Origin of the sequence: Paenibacillus rhizovicinus (assembly GCF_010365285.1) — a bacterium.
Classification (GTDB): domain Bacteria; phylum Bacillota; class Bacilli; order Paenibacillales; family Paenibacillaceae; genus Paenibacillus_Z; species Paenibacillus_Z rhizovicinus.
Genome location: NZ_CP048286.1, coordinates 1765715 through 1782254, shown reverse-complemented (window position 1 = coordinate 1782254; position 16540 = coordinate 1765715). Strand labels below are relative to the sequence as shown.

The window sequence follows — 16540 nt, the reverse complement described above, 5'->3', positions numbered from 1 at the left end:
AAACCGCTGGAAGTAGGGTGACTTGATGAGTAACTTGGTCTATTTGAAGCAGAAGGGCAACCGGTTCAGCATGTCGTTCCGCAAGGAAGATTCGCTCCACTTCGAGATGGGTGGGCTGCGCTACGAGAAGGTGAAGCTGGTCCGTACATTCCCGTATTCGTTCTTGGATCAATATATATCCGTGCGGAGCGAGACCGGAGAAGAGCTGATGCTGATCAGCAATTTGAACGTGCTGGACGACGCGAGCCGTGCCGTCGTTCAGGAAGAGCTCAAGCAGCTGTACATGGTGCCCGTTATCGAGCAGATTCTATCCATCCGGAAGCAGAATGCCTATTATACGTGGGAAGTCCAGACGGACTTCGGACGCGTGACGTTCACGACCGAGAATGCGCATGAGCATATTCACTCCATCGCGCCTGACCGGTGGATCATAACGGATATGGACGCCCGCAAGTTTCTGCTTGCCGATCTCGGTAAACTGGATGCCGCAAGCAAGCGGTACTGGCAGCAAATCAATTAATTTTTTTTGACCACTACGATACAAAATGTAACATATTGAAAAGAAGGAGCGAAGCGGTTATGGATCAGCACACGGTCAATAACGGTGATCTGCAAATCCGATTCCTTGGTCAAATCACGGCGTCCGTCTCGATCTGCAGCGTAACGGACGAAGCGGCGCAGACGCGTACGACGCCAGTGCTTTTGGACAAAATGAGCTTGGAAGGGCTGGAGTTTCAGACCCACCTGCGGTTTCCCGTCAATTCCGATTATACGATACGTATCGAGACGGTGGTCGGTCCATGGGAGCTCTCGCTGCTAGGACATATCGTCTGGCGCCGCAGGAAGGATAACTTATACGCGTACGGCTGCACGTTCGTCCCGGATGATTACATGCGCAAGGCCATTAAGCTCGCGCTCCAAAGCTACGTCAAGCAGCTGCATCCGAACTACCGCCGCATCCACCAGCTTTATGAACGGATGTCGGGCGGAGCCGCGGTTGCCCATCGGCTCTACAAGTTCGATCAAAAGGGATGAACGTCCCTTTTTGGTTATCCACGGGGCGCTTCTCTATGCCCATTTATGTAAGCGCATACACGACATTTTAGGCGTACGATCGCGAATATATCCGATAAATCTGTCGGAATCCGGGATTAACTTATTGACAGACTGCGGTTTTTGTCATATTCTGAAATCGATACGAAATGTAACAATGTTAGTCATAAATTGATACAAATAGTATATATATATAAAAGATTGTCGATTTGGAAGGGGAGCGAGTTATGTTGAGCAAGAATCAATTCTATTGTGTAAGCTGCGGGAAGTTGTTGCATTTTCACGAGGCGGATAAACTGTTTCTGACCGGGTTCTACCGCGTCGAGTATCGGCTGGGCTGCTGCTCGGCTTGCATGAAGACATCGTCCGATCACGAACAGCCGATGCAAAAGTTGGGCGGGCTCGGGGATATCCATCGCGAATCATTCGACGTATGCGCTGCGGATATCGTGAAGGACCGGATTCTCGTGTTCAACTAACGTTAACCTCTGCAGTCTTGACTTGCTGTTTCCGCGATGTCCAACCTTCCAATCGCTTCCTTCATCCGGTATACTGATGGGGACGATACGCGGCATGAAGGATGATTCTCCGCGGATACAGGGGGTACAGAAATGGGTTATGGGACCGTTTCGGACGAGCAGCCGATCGTAAGGCTTCAGCAAGTTTCGAAGGTGATCGGCAGGCGTACGATTATTGACGGGTTAACGTTAGACATCCCGCGGGCGGAGGTATTGGGCTTTCTGGGTCCGAACGGCTCCGGGAAGACGACGACCATCCGCATGATGGTCGGGTTGATGAAGATGACGAAAGGCGATGTGCTGATCGAGGGACACAGCGTCCGCGACGATTACGAGAAGGCCATCCGTCATGTCGGGGCGATTGTCGAGAACCCCGAGATGTACAAATATTTGACCGGGTTTCAGAATCTGCTTCATTTCTCCCGGATGGTGCCGGGCATCACGAAGCAGCGGATCGACGAAGTCGTCCAGCTGGTCGGGCTGAAGGAACGCATTCACGATAAAGTGAAGACGTACTCGCTCGGCATGCGCCAGCGTCTGGGCGTGGCACAGGCGATCATGCACAAGCCGTCCCTGCTCATCTTGGACGAGCCGACCAACGGCTTGGATCCGGCGGGCATTCGCGAGCTGCGCGACTATCTCCGCAAGCTGGCGAAGGAAGAGGGCATCGCCGTCTTCGTCTCCAGCCATCTGCTCAGCGAGATGGAGCTGATGTGCGACCGGGTCGCGATTATTCAAGGCGGCAAGCTGATCGACGTGCGGACGATTCAAACCACCGCGCAATTGGCGGAAACGAGCGGCCCCGTGCTGTTCGAGGTGGATCGGCCGGACGAGGCCGTGGAGCTGCTGGCGAAGCACGAAGCGGCTCGGATGGATGAAGGGGCGCTCGTACGGGCGGACCGGGACACGGTTGCGCGCATCAATGCGGAGCTGGTCGGAGCGGGCATTAAAGTATACGGCATTCGCGTCCTGAACAAATCGCTCGAGGATCAGTTCCTCGAGATGACGGGAGGGAATCCGCTTGTATAATTTCTTGCAGCTGGTCCGCAATGAGAATATGAAGATTTACCGGCGTATCGGCACATGGATCATGTTCGGCATTATCCTGTTGATCGTCGTGGGCGTCAGCATCTTGTCCAAGGTGTTCGACGAGGGCGGCGGCTCCATGTGGAGCGTCATGAACAACATCGAGTCGTTTACCTATCTGCTGATCACGATCTTCACCGTCGTCGTCTCCGCAGAAAGCGTGGCGGGCGAGTTCTCGTCGGGTACGATCAAGCTGCTGCTGATCAGGCCATGGAGCCGCTCGAAGATTCTGCTTTCCAAATACATTGCCTTGCTGATCTTCGCGCTGCTCATGTCCATCATGATGCTGCTGAGCTCGTTCGTGCTTAACCTGATTCTGTTCGGCACGAGCGACGCGAAGACGGCGCAAGAAGCGCTTGGCGTCATGAACAGCTCCGGTCCGTTCAGCTACATGATGCAGGTCTATGTGCTGGATTATATCGGACTGATCATGATCGTCACGCTCAGCTTCATGCTCTCGACGCTGTTCCGCAGCGGCGGGCTCGCCATCGGGCTGTCGATGTTCATCTATTTCTTCGGTATCATTGCGAGCGGACTGCTCTCGATGCTGGATTACAAATGGGTGGAGTACCTGCTGTTCCTGCACTTGAATTTGAAGGAATACCTGGGCAGCGAGGAAAACGCGCACAATATGACGATGGGCTTCTCGCTTGCCGTGCTGGCAGGGTACTATATCGTCTTCGTCGGCGTCACATGGCTCATCTTCAATAGACGGGACGTAGCGACTTAATCGTTCGTTACAACCAAATGGCAATCCGCCGGATGGACACTTTGAGAAGAGTGTCTGCCCGGCGGTTTTTTTTATTTGCATCCGAGTAAGGCGAGTATGAAGGAATATATAAAGAAATCCGCTTGCTCGATAATTATTATTTTGCAATATATTAATCTTGTATATGGAAAAATAATAGACTTCTTTCGACATTATTATTATCTTGTGTCTGTTATCATACTATTATATTGACTCAACGGCGGGGTGGAGGAGATAATAGTGGCATTGGATTTAGTACATATTATCGAACAACTCGGAATCGATGCAACCAAGTTCGACGAGTGGAGAGAAGCTGTCCTTGGACAACGCGAGGAACAAGCAATCCCTCTGGATTTTGCGGATGGCAGTCAGGAATCAGGAAATCAAAATATCCCGAAGTCAATAAATGCGAACTCCAAACAAACGTAAGTAATATAAGGGCAAAACCATTGAAAAATGGTGACGCAAAGCTATAGGGGCTGAAATGCCAGCCAGCTGCCGTATGGGGAGGAATAGACGATGGTTAAGCAGATCACGGACAAAAACGTTCAGGAGCTCGTGGATTCTTTGCATCTAGCGAATGAAGTCATTTTGGAAAGATTTGAATTTACGATTGGCGGGAACAAGTTGACGGTTGAAGAATCGATTAGCTTCATTCAATTTATAAGAGATGAACTTCGTAAGAAAGAAGCGAAGAAATAAGACAGCCTACCGGATTTAGCCGGCAGGCTGTTTTTTATAAAGCATCAGCTGCCAAGATCTAGAAATTCCGAATGATTCCTATCACTTTTATGATACAATATGTTTCATTTATAGGTCTAATTGTGATACCATATGTATATAATTAGTACTTAGTACCCTTCAAATTCCGAAAATGTTACTTAACATCGATAAACAGGTTGGGATCGTTTTTCCCTTGCTTTGCGTGTTGGTTGTGAGAAAAGTACCAAGAATGAAGTCATTGGTTCAGCCGATTTAGGTTGCTCGCGAATTTATTAATTAATGGGAGGAACGGAAGATGCGTGACCTAGCCAAGGATAAAGCGATGTGCGAGGCGGCGACGCCGGGGGCTTGGAGAGAATCAATGGCGGAACATAGTAAAACGGAAAATTACCGTACGATCGAAGCGGGCGACGGCTATTTCAAGGAAGATTTCGTATGCGATTTTGGGTTAACGGGATTTATCAAGCCGGCGGATACGCATTTCATCGTCGAAGCTCGCCAAGCGCTGCCGTATTGGATGAACCAGTACGAGGCTGCGCAAGCCCATGTAAACGAACTTGAAGCCTACATAAGCCTATTGGAAACGCACATGCATACTGATGTTCCCTCTGCGGTATATAACGTGTTAAGGAATAAAGAACGGTTGAAGAAGCCGCAGGAACACTTCTTATTCGGGGATTGGGATTGGTTGAATTAAGGCTCTTGCGCGCAAATAAATGATCGCCCTTCATTTGGTTATCGGCCAGATGGAGGGCGATCTTTGTTATTGGTTATGTTTATTTGTGAACACTTGAGGAGCGGACCCGCAAGCAGGTCCGCTTCAACATTCACCTTTCATGTCCGAGCGGCGACGCTGCTTCGTTTGCGCGTTACCCCGCTTGCCTGGATTTCTCCTTGGCGGCGTTCTCTTTAGCCTGTGGATGCGGATGCTGGAGCGGATCACCCTCTTGGAGATGACGCGGTTTGGACTCCGTTTGACGTTCCATGCGACAATTGCCGTTATAGATCCCTCCATCCTGGATGAGAATGGTATGCGCAAGCACATTGCCGTGCAGCTGGCCGGAAGCGGTGATGGTCAGTCGGCCCTTCACGTTGACGTCGCCGTACACTTTGCCGGACACCGTCAGATCGTTCGCGATGATTCCGGCCCGCGCAACGCCGTATTCGCCGACGATGACGTCGCTCTTGCACTCGATATCGCCCCGAAATTCCCCTTCGATCCGAATGCTGCCGTCGCTCGCCAGCTTACCCTCCACATGCGTCCCTTGTCCGATGGACGTCTCGGCGTAATCGCTTTTCCTGGATTCTTTGAACATCTTGTCGATTCATCCTCCTTCCTTCGGTGGTAACGTGCTTATAGCTATTTATTCTGTCCTTCTGTAAAACATGCCTTGAAAGATGCATAGACGCCGCAAGGGAGGCGAAAACTAGAGGGATGTATCCAAGGGCAAAGGAAGGGGGAGAAACGCTATGATATGGGCATTAATCGTACTCATCGTATTCATCTTTCAAATCGCGACGATTCTCGTGCTGGAGTTCCGGCGTCCTTCCAAAACCGTCGCGTGGCTGCTCATTCTGTTCGTGCTGCCGATCATCGGCTTCGTCATGTATTACTTCCTGGCGCAAGAATACCGGCGGCGGCGGACGATGCGAAGGAGAGGCGTCGTCACCGAAGTGGCGAAGCTGCAGGCGCTCATGCGCTGCCAACTGGTGAACCGGCTGGAGGAAATGCGCGGGAAGGAATTTCGTCATCAGGAGCGGCTGTACCAAATGCTGCAAAGCATGACGTTCTCCCCGATCACGGGCTGCAACGAGACGAAGGTGCTGACGAATGGCGAAGCCACGTTCACGGCGATGCTGGAGGCGATCGAGGCGGCGCGGCATCACGTTCACGTCGAATTCTATACGATTCGCGACGACGGCATCGGACGGAAGGTGAAGGAGGCGCTCGTGCGGAAAGCGCGGGAAGGCGTCGAGGTGCGCGTCATCTATGACGGGCTTGGCAGTCTGGAGCTGCCTGCCGCCTATATTCGCGAGCTACGGGAGGCGGGCATCGAGACCGAGTGTTTCCTGCCGGCGCGGGTGGCTTTCTTCAATAAACGGATGAATTATCGCAATCACCGCAAAATCATCGTCGTCGACGGTCTCGTCGGCTTCGTCGGCGGCATCAATATCGGCGACGAATACCTCGGCGGGAACCCGAAGCTCGGCTTCTGGCGCGATACGCATTTGCAGGTGGAAGGCGACGCGGTCTACTTCCTGCAGGAGGTGTTCATGCAGGACTGGTGGTTTACCGCGAAGAAGCGGCTGTCGGGAGCGGCTTATATGCCGGTGCATGCCTGCAAGGGGAAGGAACAGATGCAAATCGTGGTCAGCGGACCGAACGACAAGGATGCCGCGATTCTGGAATGCGTGTTCGCCGCCTTGGCCGTCGCGAAAAAGCGGATCTATATCACGACGCCTTATTTTATCCCGGATCCCAGCGTGCTGATGGCGCTGCGCACGGCAGCCTTGAGCGGCGTCGATGTGCGAATCATCATTCCCTACATAGCCGATACGAAGCTGGTGCTGTTCGCGTCGCTCTCTTACGTCGAGGAAATGCTGCTTGCCGGCGTGCGCGTATACCGCTACCACAAAGGATTCGTGCATGCCAAAGTGCTGATCGTCGATGAGCTCTTGGCCTCGGTCGGAACCGCGAATATGGATATGCGCAGCTTCTTCAGCAACTTCGAAATCAATGCGCTGCTGTTCGACGAAGGGGCCATCCAGCGGCTGGAGGCTGACTTCTGGGCAGATTTGGCGGAGTGCGAAGAAGTGAACCGGTCGCATTTCCAACAGCGTCCGGCCAGGCAGAAGGCGGGCGAGATTGTGGCGCGGATGTTGTCGCCGCTGTTGTGAGGGGGCGTGGTGAAGGGAGCGGCGAATATGGTAAGTAGGTGGAGTTGATGAGGGAGTTGATGAACGAGTGGATTAGGTGAGCATTGGTTAGATAGGTGAGCTGGTTAGGTGAGCGCGTCGATAGGTGAGTGGGTTAGGAGCACAGCATACATAGGGAGCGCAGCATACATAAAAAAGCCGAGGGGTCCTCTGGACTTCCTCGACACTTCGGCCGTTTCCGTGAAGGAACGGTTTTTTTGCGTTTGGGGTGGAAAGCAGAGAGCCGGAACAAGTGGGAAATGAGCATGTGCTGATGTAGTGAAGCAGTGGAGTGCGGGCTCGATGGTGTCGGACGCTGTAAGACTCGGCTCGTCTCCGACCTCAACGACTTCGCCCGGCCACAGCGACTCCCCGAATATAGTAACTCGGCCCGGCCACAGCGACTTCGCCTGAACTCAGCAACTCCGCCCGAACTTAGTAACTTCGCCCGAACTTAGCGACTCCACCCGTCCTCAGCAACACGGCCCGGCCTCAGTAACTCGGCCCGGCCTCAGTAACTCGGCCCGGCCTCAGTAACTCGGCCCGGCCTCAGTAACTCGGCCCGGCCTCAGTAACTCGGCCCGGCCTCAGTAACTCGGCCCGGCCTCAGTAACTCGGCCCGGCCTCAGTAACTCGGCCCGGCCTCAGTAACTCGGCCCGTCCTCAGCAACACGGCCCGTCCTCAGCAACACGGCCGGGCCTCAGTAACTCGGCCCGGCCTCAGTAACTCGGCCCGTCCTCAGTAACTCGGCCCGTCCTCAGTAACTCGGCCCGGCGTCAGTAACTCGGCCTCAGTAACTCCAACTTGACTCCACCTCGCGCCGCGAGATTCTAACGAATCCTAGACGTCTTATTCCGGCGAAATGGAGGCCATAAACGACGTAACGAATCTGAGAAGCCTTATGTCGGTACATTAGGCCCGCGGACAGCGTCAAACAGCCAAATAGCGCCGCTGGGATTCGTTACGTTGCAAAAAGCCGCCAAAAGAGACGTATAGCATGCCCACGATTCGTTAGCGTCGTTGAGCGCGTCCACGACCTAAGCGACACTGCATGCCTCAAAACCGGGCAGGACGGCTGTCGAGGTTAGGGCTTGCCTAAACGCTGTGAATCCGATGTGTTTTCAAGAGCTTGGGGTTGGTGCGTCGGATTGTTGCAGCGATGGACGGTCCAATCCGATAATCGACGCCACGGGATTAGAGTAGCCCTTAATGAGATCGCGAATAAGGCCTGCGCCCATCATGCTGTAGACCGTGCCATTGCCGCCATAGCCGAGGCAGTAATAGACGCGCGGCCATTTGGGATCCTCCCCGATGAAGGGCAGATTGTCCCGCGAGATCCCGAATGTTGCGTTCCATTCATACGCCGGACCGACCTGAAAAGAGGGGAACAGCTGCTGCACTCGCTCAGCCAGCTTTTGCGAGAATTTATCCCGTGCGTTGCGGCCGGCGAGCGGTTCGGTGCCGACTTCGTCATAGCCCCCGGCGATTACGCGGCCGTCTTTCGTTAAGCGGGTATAGAAATAAGGACGTGCAGTTTCCCAGATCAAATAACGGCCGTGCCAGGGCGACAAATCCGTCTGCGGCTCCGTCACGATGACGCTCGTGCGGTTCATCTCCGCTTTGACGAGTTGTCCGCGGAGCTCCTCCGGCTCATAGCCGACCGCATAGATGACATGGTTGGCATGAACGGTTGCCCCGGAAGATGTTTTCAAGACATGCTTGCCCGCCTCGTCGGTGCGATGGCTGACGATATCCGTATGTTCATGAACGCGAAGACCGAATGACTGGCTGCCTTCGTCGATGAGGGTATGTACGAAGCGGAATGGATTGACCTCGGCATCGCCGTGCGTGACGATGGCGCCGGGCTTCCGGAACGGAAAATGGGCGCCGATGCGGTCCGGCTCCCAATACTCCACATCGAAGCCGCTGGCCTTGAGCGCCTCGTATTCGCGCTTCAGTCCCGGCACATCTTGATCGGAGCTGGCGCAGTACAGACTGCTGCGGGGATAGAATTCCGTGTCCGCGGGGAGCGAATGCGCGATTTCGGAGAGGTCGTTCACGGCCTTCGCGCATGCCCGATAGAACGTAACGGCATCCGCCTCCCCGATTTGCTCGATCAGGTCTTTCAGCATTATATCGTTGCAGAATTGCAGCAGACCCGTGTTGGCCATGGAGCTTCCGCCTGCCACGAGATCCCGTTCCAGAAGAACGGTCCTCAGCCCGCTGCGGGCAAGCACATAACCGGTGATGGAGCCGGACATGCCGCCCCCTATGATCACCGCGTCGGCTTCGATGCTGCCTTCGAGCGGCGGATACGTATTCGGATCGGGCAGCGTTGTCTGCCAATAGAGATGGCCTTCGTGTAAATCCTTCATTTTGATCAAACCTCCCACGGGTATTATGTCCAATTGGGGAAGAAAAAAGAGGGGATGATTTCCCCTCTTTCGGCGAGTTTATGTTTTGTAGGTTGGGGGTGCGATTTATTCTTGAATGGGATCCGGGACGAGGCCCTCTTCCTGCAGCTGGCTGTTTGTTTTCATGTTCTTCATATCGTGGCCGAGACGTTTCAAGTCTTGCATGTCCTGCACCATGGAACCGTTCTTGGCGTTCTCGAGCGGCTCTGACTTGCGTCCTGCCTGCCCAGCTGACGAAGCTTGCGGCTGCCCGTCGTTCAATGGATTTCCTGCTGTCATCGTCGTCAACTCCTTTGCGTATGGCATACGGAATACTACACCTTCGGAGGTTGTTTTGAAACATAGGCGGTGCAAACGAGGCGTTTGGTTTCGTTCACAGCTGCTTTGCCGGCTCTAAGGACTGCTTCGCGTCCAGCGGACAGAAACGGAACATGGCATGGGCGAATAGGCTAATAGGGAATGAGGGATGGTAGGAGAAAGACGGCCTTTCGTGGTAAAATAATCTCTTGGAATCTTATGCAGCGCAGCATTGAAAAACGACAGGGGATATTACGATGACAATTCATAAACCGACAGCGGCCGACGTGCTTGGCGTCCCGCTCGTTCTCTCGACGCGCGGCGAAGCGATCGAAAATGTGCATGGCGGCCATGCTGCGGTCGTCTCGGCTTCCGGCGCGATTGTGGCAGAAGCGGGCGATCCTTCGATCTGGACGTACCTGCGTTCGACGGCGAAGCCGATCCAGGCGCTGCCGTCCATCTTGGGCGGCGTTCCCGAGGCTTACGGTCTGGGAGACGATGCCATCGCGATGATGTGCGCGTCGCACCATGGCACGCCCGCGCATATCGCCGTGCTGGAGCGGATGCTGGCGCTGATGGGCGTACGGGAGGAGCAGCTCGTCTTCGGACCGCAGATGCCCGTGAACGTGGAGGCGCGCGACGAGATTATCCGTCGCGGGGGCCAGCCGCGCAAGCTGTACCATGTCTGCGCGGGCAAGCATATCGGCATGCTCGCGCTGTGCAAGCTGCGCGGCTGGCCGATGGACTCCTACGCGGAGCTGGAGCACCCGCTGCAGCAGGAGCTGCTGCGGACGGTCGCCGCGCTCGCGGACGTGGAGCCGGAAGCCGTCGGCGTCGCGTTCGACGGCTGCGGCCTGCCCGTATTCGCGCTGCCACTATGGCGGCTAGCGCTTATTTACGCGCGCTTCGCCGCGTGGGACGCCGCCGCTGCAAGCTCCGGCGGCCCTTCGGGCGCTGCGCCCGCCGCGGGAGCGCCGGCGAACGGCGCGCTTGCCGCTGCGGCGGGGCGGATCGCCGCAGCCATGCGCAGCTACCCGGCCCTGGTCGAGGGGCCGGGCCGGCTCGCGAGCATTATGCTTGGCGACGGGAACGTCGTCGCCAAGAGCGGCGCGCAGGGCGTCTTCGTCTTCGCCCTGGGCCGCGAAGGCATCGCCGGCGTCGTCAAGCTCGCCGACGGCACGGAATCGCCCTGGCCGGAAGCGGTCTGCTCCATCCTGGAGCAGATGGGACTCGGCCAGGAAGTCATTGCCAGCATCCGGCGGCAGATCCCGCCGGAAATGCGCAATGACGCCGGCCAGGTTACAGGCCGGCGGGAGCCCTGCCTGGAGCTGCGGATCGCGGATCGCAGCTAGAGGCCATCGCCGCCTCCGAACTGGCGCGCAGCAGCGCGCGTTCGGAGGTTTTTTTGCGTTTGCGCAGCGCTTGCGCCGAAGCAGCTGCGGCGCTAGCGGGGGCATCTTACTACTCGGAATCTGCCTCGCCACTTAGAATACTAGCCCGTGCGTAAAGCGCTCAAATTGAGAAGCTGCTCCGCACTTACATAACACCAGCCCCGAAGCACTTTCCGCGCCGCACCTTCACGCCTAACACAACGCTATATTTATTTTGTGAAACAACCCGTCCTGCGCAACCCCATCAAAACGCCAAGCGTATAACCTATGCATAAGTTGGAATTCATTTACAAAAGGAGAAGATCTATCAAGCATTCAGGGTTAATCAGCTCAAAGATCGGATCGAGATGGTGAATCCGTCTACGGCTGCTGTAATTCAACAAGGTTTGGTGCAGCTTGAAATGGAGATCGCTTATCAAAAGGCTCATGACTGGAATTCCGCCGAACAGCTCGTCCTTCTTATTCGCAATGTGCAAGAAGGAATTAGGGGAACGATCGAGACGGGGCAATATGCGAGGACATTGTCCGATCATGAACGCGATACTTTATGGAGCCTCTATATGAACCTCAACACCTACATCGAAAACAAAGGGACGCATGATCTAACGCTGGATGAAGAGAGCAAGAAGAGCTTCGAACGGCTCGAAGCTAAACTGAGGACGAACGGCTGGGGAAGCAACATCGGATTTTCTTCGGATTGGACCGATTTTATGCGTAGAACCACCAGTTTTTTGAGCAGTTAAGCGTTTAAAATACCGCTTTACCGACCACTCCTCCTCGCCTGAAACGGAGGTTTTTTGCGTTGATGCGCGTCGTTCGTATCGGGCATGCCAATCGTCCCGCTAAAGGCAGGGATCGAACATGACTGCGTTTCAACCCGGCCGGAGTGCGTGTATATGCCAAGTAAGCAAGTATGCAAGTCGTGCAAGAGCAACAGACATGGATAACGAAAAGAGACCGAAAGGGTGATGGGTTATGTTAGGATACGCGGTACTGTTTTTCATTATTGCACTGGTGGCGGGGGTGCTCGGATTCTTCACGCTGGCTTCGGCCGCTGCCGGCATCGCCAAGATATTGTTCGTCGTCTTCCTGGTACTGTTCATTCTGTCGTTCTTCTTCGGCAGAAGAAGAGTCTAGCGGCAAGCCGGACGAAGGCAATCCTTCTAGTTGGAAAGCCGCTTTCCTAAAACAAGTCCAAGAAATCCGCGCGTCCTTCAGGATGTGCGGATTTCTTGCGTTTAGTAGTACGCGGGGGCAATGCATACGTCTTGGCGGCGTCTGTCGGAGGCTAACGAACTCAGCGAGCGTTATTTGCGTGTTATCGGGGCTATTCTGATTCTAACGAACCCAGGAATGATTATTGCTGTGAAAAGGAGCGAAAACAGGCCTGAATCGGCACTTCGAGCAAGGATAGCGCGTGTAGGATTCGTTAGATGCCGGAACGGTCGATTTCAAGGCAAATAAGGTTACTGAGATTCGTTACATTCGCCAACCTCGTCAGCCGTCGTCGTCCCGCCAACTCGCCGCCGCAGCCAGCCCAAGCCAGCATCGTACCGCCAACTCGCCGCCGCAGCCAGCCCAAGCCAGCATCGTACCGCCAACTCGCCGCCGCAGCCAGCCCAAGCCGCCGTCGGTCCTGCACCTCATCGCCGCAACCAGCCATGCGGGCGTCGCCCCGAGACTGCGTCGCCGCAGCCAGCCCAAGCCGCCGTCGTCCCGCCACCTCGTCGCCGCAGCCAGCCCCAGCCAGCCCCAGCCAGCCGGAGTCGCCCCGCCATTCCGTCGCCACAGCCAGCCATTGGCGTCGTCTTCCTGGTACTGTTCATTCTGTTGTTCTTCTTCGGCAGAAGAAGAGTCTAGCGGCAAGCCGGACGAAGGCAATCCTTCTAGTTGGAAAGCCGCTTTCCTAAAACAAGTCCAAGAAATCCGCGCGCCCTTCAGGATGTGCGGATTTCTTGCGTTTAGTAGTACGCGGGGGCGATGCATGCGTCGTGGCGGCATCTGTCGGAGGCTAACGAACTCAGCGAGCGTTATTTGCGTGTTATCGGGGCTATTCTGATTCTAACGAACCCAGGAATGATTATTGCTGTGAAAAGGAGCGAAAACAGGCCTGAATCGGCACTTCGAGCAAGGATAGCGCGTGTAGGATTCGTTAGATGCCGGAACGGTCGATTTCAAGGCAAATAAGGTTACTGAGATTCGTTACATTCGCCAACCTCGTCAGCCGTCGTCGTCCCGCCAACTCGCCGCCGCAGCCAGCCCAAGCCGCCGTTGCCCCGCCAGCTCGCCGCCGCAACCAGCCCAAGCCGTCGTCGCCCCGAGATTCGCCGCCGCAGCCAGCCCAAGCCTGCGGCGTCCCGTCACCTCGGCGCCGCAACCTGCCCCCGCCGCATAGGCGCTACTACGCCTCATCACCCCCGCCGCCTAGGCGCTACAACGCCTCATCACCCCCGCCGCCTAGGCGCCATAACGCCCACAACGCCCCCGCCGCCTAGGCGCTACAACGCCTCATCACCCCCGCCGCCTAGGCGCTACAACGCCTCATCACCCCCGCCGCCTAGGCGCCATAACGCCCACAACGCCCCGCCGCCTAGGCGCTACAACGCCTCATCACCCCGCCGCCTAGGCGCCATAACGCCCACAACACCCCCGCCGCCTAGGCGCCACAACGCCACTCATCACCCCCGTCACCTCGGCGCCGCAACCTGCCCCGCCGCCTATGCGCCACAACGCCCCCGCCGCCTAGGTGCCACAACGCCCACAACGCCCCCGCCGCCTAGGCGCTACAACGCCTCATCACCCCCGCCGCCTAGGCGCCACAACGCCCCCGCCGCCCCGCCGCCTAGGCGCTACAACGCCCACAACGCCCCGCCGCCTAGGCGCCACAACGCCCGCCGCCCCCGCCGCCTAGGCGCTACAACGCCCACAACGCCCCCGCCGCCTAGGCGCCACAACGCCACTCATCGCCCCCGCCTCCTAGGCGCCACAACGCCACTCATCGCCCCCGCCTCCTAGGCGCCACAACGCCCCCGCCGCCTAGGCGCTCAACGCCCTCATCCCCTACAACGCCCTCATCGCCTCCCGATAAGCCGTCGGACTCTGCCCGTAGAACCGCCGGAATTGCTTCGAGAAATACAACGGGTCCTGAAATCCGACGGACGCCGCGATCTGTTCGATGGTCAGTTCCTGCCGTTCGCGGAGCAGCAGGTGCGCTTTGTCGATGCGCAGCTTCAGCAGGAAGGTAACCGGCGTAATCCCCGTTTGCCGCTTGAACAAGCGGGACAGATAAGCGCGATTGTATCCTAGCGAATCCGCCATGTTTTCGATGGAGACAGGCTCGGCATATTGGGTGGACAAGTAGCGCAGCACCTGTTGCGTCAGCGCTTCGCCTTCATCCCGCTGCTGCTGGGACGCGGTCTCGGCGGCCGTCAACACGGATGTATATTCCGCGAACAGCAGCTGCAGATAGCCCGTCGCCCGAAGGTCGGCAGACCTGCCGCCTTGTCGGAAAGCGCGCAGCATATTGTGATAGAGCACCGCGATCCGAGGATTCCGGCCGGTGTCGATGACGGGAGCGCCCGGCTCCAGCCCGGCTTCCGCGACGAGCGCCGCCGACGTTCCGCCCTCGAAGGCCATCCACCGGTAGCGCCACGGGTCTTGTTCGCTGGATTCGTAGCTGATGAGCTGGTCGGGATGAATGAGGAACGTATGGCCGGCGCGCAGCTCGTGCCGCTTCCCCGCGCACATGTAGTAGCCCGAGCCGGACAGCACATGATGCATTAAATAGAAGTCATAGACTTTGGGCCCGACCAGATGGCTGGGCTTCGTTTGGCTTTCTCCCGCGAAGAGTACATATAAATCACCATGCTCATGCGGCACGGGATTGGACAAGACCGTATAGGTCGTATGCAGCTCCATTTATAGGAAACTCCTTCATTTACAATTCATTCTCTTGACGTACATTGTAACATAAGGCGAAACGGTTGATCGACAGGAGGTCACAAAATTCCATCCCGTTCTCACATCAAGCCATTTCGTGCGGCACAGCCTTCGGCTATACTGAATTTAGAAACAAGCGGATCAGCGGCGGGCGTTTCTTGCTTGATTCCCGCGGCAGCTTGCAAGACTCAACTACTATAATCCCAAGAAAGTGGTGTGGCATAATGGCAAACTTGCAAGAACTGACACAACGATTTCTGAACGTATACGGCGAATCTTCCGAACGACTTTCGATCTTCCATGCCCCTGGCCGCGTCAACCTGATCGGCGAGCATACGGACTATAACGGCGGTTATGTTTTTCCGGCGGCGCTGACCTTCGGCACGACGCTGCTCATCCGCAAACGCGGCGACAACCAGCTCGGCCTCGCGTCGACGAACTTCGCGGAACACAAGCATTTGCCGATTGCCCCGATCGTCTACGATGAAGCGGACGACTGGATGAACTATCCGAAAGGCATCGTGCGCGAGCTTCAGAACAAAGGCGTGACCTTCGGCAGCGGCTACGACCTGCTGTTCCACGGCGAAATTCCGAACGGCGCGGGCCTCTCGTCGTCCGCATCCATTGAAGTCGTGACGGCATACGGCCTGCTGACGATGGAGGGACGCGAAACCGATACGGTCCAGATCGCACTGCTGTCGCAGAAATCCGAAAATGAATTCAACGGCGTCCAATGCGGCATCATGGACCAGTTCGCCGTCGCGAACGGCAAGAAGGACCATGCCATTCTCCTGATGTGCGACACGCTGGAATACGATCTGGTGCCGTTCAACTCCGGCGACTACCAGCTCGTCATCGGCAACACGAACAAACGCCGCGGCTTGGTGGATTCCAAGTACAACGAGCGCCGCAGCCAATGCGAGCAAGCGGTAGCGGATTTGAAAACGGCTTTCCCAAGCCTGACGCTGCTCGGCCAGCTGTCCCTGGCAGACTTCAATGCCAACAAGCATCTGATCCAGGATGGCGTCGTCCGCGATCGCGCCCAGCATGTCGTGGAAGAAATCGACCGCGTGCTTCAATCCATGAACGTGCTGAAAACGAACGACCTCGCCGCTTTCGGCCAGCTGATGAACGCATCGCACGATTCGCTCCGCGATTTGTACGAAGTGACGGGCGCCGAGCTTGATGCGATGGTGGCGGCAGCGCGCACGGTTGACGGCGTACTCGGCTCGCGCATGACGGGCGCAGGCTTCGGGGGCTGCACGGTATCGCTGGTGCACAAGGACAGCATCGAGACGTTCAAGGCGGAAGTCGGCCGTCAATACACGGAAGCGACAGGCTTGGTCGCGGACTTCTACGTCTGCACGATCGGCAACGGCGTGGAACGCCTGGTCTAGGTTTCATCCAGCCCTTTGATCTAACGTCTGGTCTAGCACCTCATCCAGCCCTTTGAT

Annotated in this window: 19 protein-coding genes and 1 riboswitch; of the genes, 13 read left to right on the top strand and 6 right to left on the bottom strand. The window is 56.4% G+C overall.

The genetic code is table 11. The features are described 5' to 3' along the window. Positions 1-25: 25 nt before the first annotated feature. The 8 genes from GZH47_RS08270 to GZH47_RS08235 all read left to right on the top strand — a co-directional run bounded on the left by GZH47_RS08270 (position 26) and on the right by GZH47_RS08235 (position 4825). Positions 26-520, top strand: coding sequence for a DUF1854 domain-containing protein (locus GZH47_RS08270; protein ID WP_162639658.1), 495 nt, complete (start codon positions 26-28; stop codon positions 518-520). Between the two features lie 59 nt (positions 521-579). Beyond that, on the top strand, positions 580-1035 hold the full coding sequence (locus GZH47_RS08265; protein WP_162639657.1) for a PilZ domain-containing protein: 456 nt from the start codon (positions 580-582) through the stop codon (positions 1033-1035). A gap of 245 nt (positions 1036-1280) precedes the next feature. Continuing rightward, complete coding sequence (locus GZH47_RS08260) at positions 1281-1532, top strand: hypothetical protein (protein ID WP_162639656.1); 252 nt, start codon at positions 1281-1283, stop codon at positions 1530-1532. Positions 1533-1664: 132 nt separating this feature from the next. Further along, positions 1665-2600 (top strand): ABC transporter ATP-binding protein, encoded by a 936-nt coding sequence (locus tag GZH47_RS08255; RefSeq protein ID WP_162639655.1) that lies wholly within the window; start codon positions 1665-1667, stop codon positions 2598-2600. Next, complete coding sequence (locus GZH47_RS08250) at positions 2593-3387, top strand: ABC transporter permease (RefSeq protein WP_162639654.1); 795 nt, start codon at positions 2593-2595, stop codon at positions 3385-3387. Before GZH47_RS08255 ends, GZH47_RS08250 begins: the two co-directional genes overlap by 8 nt. A gap of 258 nt (positions 3388-3645) precedes the next feature. Continuing rightward, positions 3646-3834 carry a hypothetical protein gene (locus tag GZH47_RS08245; protein ID WP_162639653.1) on the top strand — a complete coding sequence of 63 codons (189 nt, stop codon included), beginning with the start codon at positions 3646-3648 and terminating at the stop codon, positions 3832-3834. Next, positions 3835-3908: riboswitch (cyclic di-GMP riboswitch) on the top strand. It begins immediately after the preceding gene. Between the two features lie 16 nt (positions 3909-3924). After that, positions 3925-4107, top strand: a complete 183-nt coding sequence (locus GZH47_RS08240; protein WP_162639652.1) for a hypothetical protein — start codon at positions 3925-3927, stop codon at positions 4105-4107. 316 nt (positions 4108-4423) lie between these two features. After that, the gene (locus tag GZH47_RS08235) at positions 4424-4825 is read left to right on the top strand and encodes a hypothetical protein (RefSeq protein ID WP_162639651.1); all 402 of its coding nucleotides are present in this window, start codon (positions 4424-4426) and stop codon (positions 4823-4825) included. Between the two features lie 172 nt (positions 4826-4997). On the opposite strand, the gene GZH47_RS08230 is transcribed toward GZH47_RS08235, so the two are convergent. Beyond that, the gene (locus GZH47_RS08230; RefSeq protein WP_162639650.1) at positions 4998-5444 is read right to left on the bottom strand and encodes a bactofilin family protein; all 447 of its coding nucleotides are present in this window, start codon (positions 5442-5444) and stop codon (positions 4998-5000) included. Between the two features lie 154 nt (positions 5445-5598). Here GZH47_RS08230 and cls point away from each other — a divergent pair, with 154 nt between their 5' ends. Then, positions 5599-7026: a cardiolipin synthase gene (cls, locus tag GZH47_RS08225; RefSeq protein WP_162639649.1), complete on the top strand. Its 1428-nt coding sequence runs from the start codon at positions 5599-5601 to the stop codon at positions 7024-7026. A 1140-nt stretch (positions 7027-8166) separates the two neighbouring features. On the opposite strand, the gene GZH47_RS08220 is transcribed toward cls, so the two are convergent. Continuing rightward, the gene (locus GZH47_RS08220) at positions 8167-9420 is read right to left on the bottom strand and encodes an NAD(P)/FAD-dependent oxidoreductase (protein WP_162639648.1); all 1254 of its coding nucleotides are present in this window, start codon (positions 9418-9420) and stop codon (positions 8167-8169) included. A gap of 105 nt (positions 9421-9525) precedes the next feature. Then, positions 9526-9738 carry a hypothetical protein gene (locus GZH47_RS08215; RefSeq protein ID WP_162639647.1) on the bottom strand — a complete coding sequence of 71 codons (213 nt, stop codon included), beginning with the start codon at positions 9736-9738 and terminating at the stop codon, positions 9526-9528. Between the two features lie 275 nt (positions 9739-10013). On the opposite strand from GZH47_RS08215, the gene GZH47_RS08210 reads away from it, so the two are divergent. From GZH47_RS08210 to GZH47_RS08200, 3 genes are all read left to right on the top strand, one after another. Further along, on the top strand, positions 10014-11108 hold the full coding sequence (locus tag GZH47_RS08210) for an asparaginase (RefSeq protein WP_162639646.1): 1095 nt from the start codon (positions 10014-10016) through the stop codon (positions 11106-11108). 386 nt (positions 11109-11494) lie between these two features. Further along, a complete protein-coding gene (locus GZH47_RS08205) occupies positions 11495-11890 on the top strand; it encodes a hypothetical protein (protein WP_162639645.1) in 396 nt (131 codons plus the stop codon). Positions 11891-12122: 232 nt separating this feature from the next. Beyond that, a complete protein-coding gene (locus tag GZH47_RS08200; RefSeq protein WP_162639644.1) occupies positions 12123-12284 on the top strand; it encodes a DUF1328 domain-containing protein in 162 nt (53 codons plus the stop codon). A 360-nt stretch (positions 12285-12644) separates the two neighbouring features. Here the strand turns inward: GZH47_RS08200 and GZH47_RS08195 are convergent, their stop codons facing one another. The 3 genes from GZH47_RS08195 to GZH47_RS08185 all read right to left on the bottom strand — a co-directional run bounded on the left by GZH47_RS08195 (position 12645) and on the right by GZH47_RS08185 (position 15065). Continuing rightward, complete coding sequence (locus GZH47_RS08195; protein ID WP_162639643.1) at positions 12645-13013, bottom strand: hypothetical protein; 369 nt, start codon at positions 13011-13013, stop codon at positions 12645-12647. Between the two features lie 354 nt (positions 13014-13367). Then, positions 13368-13559, bottom strand: coding sequence for a hypothetical protein (locus GZH47_RS08190; RefSeq protein ID WP_162639642.1), 192 nt, complete (start codon positions 13557-13559; stop codon positions 13368-13370). A gap of 648 nt (positions 13560-14207) precedes the next feature. Beyond that, entirely contained in the window at positions 14208-15065 is an 858-nt protein-coding gene (locus GZH47_RS08185) for an AraC family transcriptional regulator (protein WP_162639641.1), read from the bottom strand. A 245-nt stretch (positions 15066-15310) separates the two neighbouring features. Between GZH47_RS08185 and GZH47_RS08180 the strand changes: the two genes are divergently transcribed. Beyond that, the gene (locus tag GZH47_RS08180; RefSeq protein WP_162639640.1) at positions 15311-16483 is read left to right on the top strand and encodes a galactokinase; all 1173 of its coding nucleotides are present in this window, start codon (positions 15311-15313) and stop codon (positions 16481-16483) included. Positions 16484-16540 lie beyond the last annotated feature (57 nt).